The 5,331-nt window shown below is 40.5% G+C and carries 5 protein-coding genes and 2 pseudogenes; 6 read left to right on the top strand and 1 reads right to left on the bottom strand.

Features of this window, described 5'->3' with window-relative positions:
• Window positions 1-156 precede the first annotated feature (156 nt).
• Window positions 157-777 carry a class I SAM-dependent methyltransferase gene (locus tag HWQ38_RS12305; RefSeq protein WP_292793706.1) on the bottom strand — a complete coding sequence of 207 codons (621 nt, stop codon included), beginning with the start codon at window positions 775-777 and terminating at the stop codon, window positions 157-159.
• 457 nt (window positions 778-1,234) lie between these two features.
• Between HWQ38_RS12305 and HWQ38_RS12300 the strand changes: the two are divergent.
• The 6 genes and pseudogenes from HWQ38_RS12300 to HWQ38_RS12275 all read left to right on the top strand — a co-directional run.
• A pseudogene (locus HWQ38_RS12300) lies at window positions 1,235-1,711 on the top strand (response regulator transcription factor); the annotation flags it as partial.
• A gap of 159 nt (window positions 1,712-1,870) precedes the next feature.
• A complete protein-coding gene (arsM, locus tag HWQ38_RS12295; RefSeq protein WP_292793705.1) occupies window positions 1,871-2,839 on the top strand; it encodes an arsenosugar biosynthesis arsenite methyltransferase ArsM in 969 nt (322 codons plus the stop codon).
• Between the two features lie 51 nt (window positions 2,840-2,890).
• Window positions 2,891-3,814 carry an inorganic phosphate transporter gene (locus HWQ38_RS12290; protein ID WP_292793704.1) on the top strand — a complete coding sequence of 308 codons (924 nt, stop codon included), beginning with the start codon at window positions 2,891-2,893 and terminating at the stop codon, window positions 3,812-3,814.
• A gap of 333 nt (window positions 3,815-4,147) precedes the next feature.
• Window positions 4,148-4,297: pseudogene (locus tag HWQ38_RS12285) on the top strand (DUF3641 domain-containing protein); the annotation flags it as partial.
• Window positions 4,298-4,569: 272 nt separating this feature from the next.
• The gene (locus HWQ38_RS12280) at window positions 4,570-4,692 is read left to right on the top strand and encodes a hypothetical protein (protein WP_292793701.1); all 123 of its coding nucleotides are present in this window, start codon (window positions 4,570-4,572) and stop codon (window positions 4,690-4,692) included.
• A gap of 148 nt (window positions 4,693-4,840) precedes the next feature.
• On the top strand, window positions 4,841-5,107 hold the full coding sequence (locus tag HWQ38_RS12275; RefSeq protein ID WP_292793698.1) for a hypothetical protein: 267 nt from the start codon (window positions 4,841-4,843) through the stop codon (window positions 5,105-5,107).
• The last annotated feature ends 224 nt before the right edge of the window (window positions 5,108-5,331 follow it).

Genomic DNA, 5,331 nt, shown 5'->3' with positions numbered 1-5,331 from the left:
GGCACTAAAGCAAAACCCCTAATCATAACATAAAAGGAATTCTGCAAGAGGTCTAATTAAAGTCAAACAGTATTACCTGCTGTTTTTTAGTTCCTCGAAGTCACCTTAAAAAGGAGAGAATTAAAGCAAGCCTTTTTAAGGGGAGAAAGTTATCCATCAATCCAACGGAGGTTTAGCAAAAATCGTTAGTAAGACTGGCCCTAATAAATAGTGGTGATTCAAACACAATAATCCGCCAGATGAGCCAAGAAGTTGACGTTGATTAGGGCTGTAGAGTCTAATTCCCCGGGGAGAGACTGGCAAGAATTGAGGTTCTGTCTCTTTTTTGGAGGTAATGTCAACCAAATAAAAGCGTCCACCGGGAGAAAGTACCCGTGCTATTTCACTAACTACTTGTTTAGGTTCCAAATAGTGCAAAAAGCTGATAGTGCTGAAAACGGCATCAAATTGACCATCAGCAAAGGGAAGAGACTCAGCTTTGCCCTCAATATAAATTAAACGTGGACGGTGACGGTTGCTCTGTCTTGCTACCCGCAACATATTAGCAGATAAATCCAATCCGGTGGCTCGCAGGTCGGGAAATTGAGTAGCAAGGCGCTCAAGTAAACGTCCAGTACCACAGCCGATATCAAGTACATTTGCTGGCTTTGGTAAATCGACGTACTGCAACAAGCGTTTGTGAACGGCTCGATAAAACACTGAAGGAAAGAGCCAGTCATAACTTGGTGCCCATCGGTCAAAAAGTAGTTTTTTGTTACTGAAAAAGTCATAAGTCATTAGTTTTCGCAGCTTCCCGGAAGCTTGATGCTTTTTTAGGGTAAGTTTAGCTGCGCCTCCAAGAAGTTGGTTAACAACACAAGTTAACTATAGCGGTTCTAAATTGTTTGTAATACTGGGCTTTTGTAGGGTTATAGGATTTCTGGAAAGAAGATGCGCCTATAGGACTGATGCAAAACTACACACGCTCTGGGGCAATACCCTGCGGTCAGCTAAAGCTACATGAATTGCCCCTAGGTGAAAATCACTCTTTTTGGCTATTGTTTGCGTAAGTCCTGTTTGATCAAGCAGCGATCACTAATTGCAGACTTACGGTTGTTGCTTACTCAGATTTATACTAAGCTAGCGTACACCTAATTAGATGTTTGGCTATTCAGTAGCTAGCACCTCAATCAAGTGTTTCCTTTCCAGACCTTATAGTTGCTTACCGTACCTTGCTGAAATCATTAACATCATCATGACGCACATCTTACTGGTTGAAGATGATGTCAAACTGGCACGATTTGTCGAATTGGAATTGAATTATGAAGGCTATCAAGTCAGTATTGCCTACGATGGATTAACTGCACTCACCGCAGCCCGTAAGCTACATCTAGATTTAGTAATTTTGGACTGGATGTTGCCAGGTTTGTCTGGGTTGGAAATTTGCCGCCGCCTGCGAAGTATTAGTGATCAACTGCCGATAATATTATTAACCGTTAAAGATGAAGTGAGCGATCGCATTGCAGGCTTAGACGCTGGTGCTGATGATTACCTCGTTAAACCCTTCAGCGTTGATGAATTATTAGCCAGAGTCCGCACCCACCTGCGAAGAAGCCAGCAAGCAGACGGTACAGATATTTTAGAATTTGAAGACTTGAGTTGAAATCGTCGCACGCGGGAAGTCTACCGAGATCATCGGTTAATTCAGTTAACTGCTAAAGAATTTGATTTACACCTTGGATGATTAAGTCTAGATTAACGCAGATGCCCCAAAGTCTCTTGTTTTATGAAGATTTGGGGTTTTTGCTGGGATTGCCAAAAACTCATCCAACTCGGAGTTTTAATTAGACTAGGATGCACAAAACTATGATCATCTAATATCTAAAATGGCATGACCTATCTAGAAACAGCAGCGCAATTCTGCCGTGAAGTTGCCCAAACCCCGCAAGTTGGACTTTGTTGTGTGCAAAGTACACCCCTGCAATTACCAGGATTAAAAATTTCTTTGTTAATGCAGGAAATGAACTATGGTTGTGGCACGACTGTTCACCCCACCGAACTAGGAAATCAACCAACTGTGCTGTATGTGGGCGTTGGTGGTGGCTTAGAAGCGTTGCAATTTGCTTATTTTTCCCGCCATGCAGGTGCTGTAATTGCCGTTGAACCAGTTGCAGCCATGCGGTCAGCCGCCGCACGTAATCTAGAAATTGCTGCTCAACAAAACCCCTGGTTTGACATCAGTTTTGTAGAAATCCGTGAAGGCGATGCTTTTAACTTACCCGTTGCTGATGCTAGCGTCGATATCGTGGCGCAAAATTGCCTTTTCAATATCTTTGAACCAGAAGATTTAACCCGTGCTTTAAAAGAAGCCTATCGGGTATTAAAACCAGGCGGACGCTTGCAGATGAGCGATCCAATTGCGACTAGTCAAATTCCAGCACATCTTCAACAAGATGAACGACTCAGAGCCATGTGTTTATCAGGCGCACTCACCTATCAAGAGTATACTGAACGGATTATAAATGCTGGCTTTGGTCAAGTTGAAATTCGCGCCCGTCGTCCTTATCGTCTTCTAGATTGCCAAACTTATAATTTAGAAGAACACCTACTTTTAGAAAGCCTGGATTCTGTCTCTTTAAAAGTTGCTATTCCCGAAGATAGTGCTTGTATTTTCACTGGTAAAACAGCAATTTACGCTGGTTTGTCACCCTGCTTTGACGATTCAGCAGCTCATCTACTCCAACGAGGTATTCCCGCAGCAGTGTGTGATAAAACTGCTGCTAAACTTGTGGCTATCAAGCCATCAGAAATAATTGTGACCAATTCAACCTGGCACTATAGCGGTGGTGGTTGCTGTTAATTTATAAGCCCCAAGATGTTGTTAATTAGTTTGTTTTTAGCTACGCTTTTTTTGGCACATTCAAATGGTGCAAATGACAATTTTCAAGGGGCAGCAACGCTGTTTGGTAGCAGAACTACCAGCTATCAAACAGCAATTTTGTGGGCAACTTTTACAACTTTGGCTGGTGCAGTAGCTGCGACTTTTTTAGCAAGTACACTAGTTAAAAACTTCTCTGGAAAAGGACTATTGCCGGATGCGATCGCTAATACCCCAGAGTTTCATATAGCAGTAGCGATCGCAGCTGGTTTAACTGTACTTATAGCCGCCCTAATGGGATTTCCCATTTCTACAACTCACAGTATAACAGGTGCTATTATTGGCGCTGGATTAGTTGCGATCGGACTCAAAGTTAATTTTGCCGCTTTGGGAACTTCCTTTATTTTGCCTCTATTACTCAGTCCAATCATTGCTATTCCCTTGGGAGCAGGAATTTACAGCTTATCTAACTATATCAATTCTAAATTTAAGCTACCAATCAATCAGAAAATGATTGATACTTGCCATTTTATCAGCGCTGGAATTGTCAGTTTTGCTAGAGGATTAAATGACACTCCTAAGATTGTTTCGCTCATTTTGATTATTGAGTATTTCTCGATTCAGGGAGGAATGATCACAATAGCGATCGCAATGGCACTTGGCGGTTTACTCAACTCCCAAAAAGTTGCTGTCACCATGAGTACAAAAATTACCTCAATGAATCATCCTCAAGGCTTATCAGCAAATATAGTAACTGGAGTTCTGGTGATTGCAGCTAGTCTGTTTGGGCTGCCAGTTTCCACCACTTATGTTTCAGTCGCTTCGATTTTTGGAGTAGGATTAATTGCTAAAAAAGCGAATATGGGGGTTTTTTATCAGATAGTATTATCATGGCTTTTAACTTTACCTACTGCTGCAATTATTAGTGGAATAACCTACAGATTATTACAAACTTAGAAAGTTTAAATATATTTGTTTATGCCATATTTAATATCAATTCTGTATGAAGATGCGCTAAAACATTATTTAAGTACAAGAAAGAAAAACAAACCGCATACTCCTACGTCCAAGCAAGCTACGCGCAGCGTCTCATAGAGAAGGACGCAAAAAAAGAAAGAAAGAAAGAAAGAAGTTAAAATGGTTTGGCGCAGCCTCACAAAGAAATGGTATAGCGTTTATTAGTCAGATGAGGTACATCATAGCCCCCTCCTCGCTTGCTCTTAGGGGGTTGGGGGTGGGGTTCTTGTACCTCACAAAGACCGAGAACCGCTATATAAGGAATAGTAACTAATGCAAACTCAACCAAAAGTTATCTTAAATACAGCAGTCACAGCCTTTAAAAATAAACTCAGTTTACCTTTGACAAAAAAAGGAATTACTGTTTTACAAATTAATCTAGGTAAGCGTTGTAACCTTTCCTGTACACACTGTCATGTCGAACCCAGATTTCTCACAAGTGAGAAAAAAACACTTGGGTTAGTCAAATTTTAGATAACTTAATTGATACATTATCAAAATACCTCCAGAGCATGGTAACTTTAAGTAAAAACCGAGCCTGTTTAAGATATATAAAATACATTAAAAGTAAATAGTACTGAAACATCAAATTTTTTATAATAAAAATTGACAGGCTTATTCATAGGGTTAAATCAAGTAAAATAACCCAAAAATTCAGCTATGCGGGTTTGATGTGTAGCGGACTTTCTTGTTTGTTGACTATCTGGCTTCGTCCCGGACTAGCGATCGCAGTTGCACCAATTGGCTTTATAACGGGGGCGGCAGCACAGAGTATAGCTTTAGCAAATGAAGCGAGGAAGTCAAATAAAATTGAATAAAACTTCTGTTAAATTGGGAAATATATAACTATCTTTCAATTTTCTTTTTTATGACACCTACATTAGACCTTTCAAAATTCTTATACTGCCGCAATTGCGAAATGAAAACCCATCATTACAAGGATTTAAAATATGATTGGGGCTATAGTTGCCGCATCTGTCGAACTTGGCAGCATCAAAGTCAATTAATATCTATTCAGCAGGGCGTGATAAAACAGCAGATTTCAAAGTTGGTTATGGATATGGTCAACTGTCAATATCTGGATGGTGGCGAGGAGCGATATTAACTTTTGATTACTATACTAAATCTTGGAGTAATGAAGATGGGGAGGAAATTAGTTGTCCATATCCAGATGGTGAAAAATTCCAGCAAATTGCAGCAGCACTTTATCCCTTATTACAGCAGCATTACTAGCAAAGGACTGAGGGCGATGCCACCGGAAAGGTAAACTACGCAACACTCAAAATCTGGAATTGCAATCTAGCCGTTGTAGTCCTATATTCCCGTATTTACAGGCATTACAGTAAATTCCTTGCCAGTAATCTATTCCCAAATTGGGAAAAAATTAGTTGGAGTTGTTAAGGCGATCGCCGGGTGAGAGAATCATGGACAGAGAAAAAAGCAATCAAACCAATCCC

Source organism: Nostoc sp. NMS7 (genome assembly GCF_017115085.1).
Lineage (GTDB): Bacteria > Cyanobacteriota > Cyanobacteriia > Cyanobacteriales > Nostocaceae > Nostoc.
This window is presented reverse-complemented; position numbering and strand designations above follow the sequence as displayed.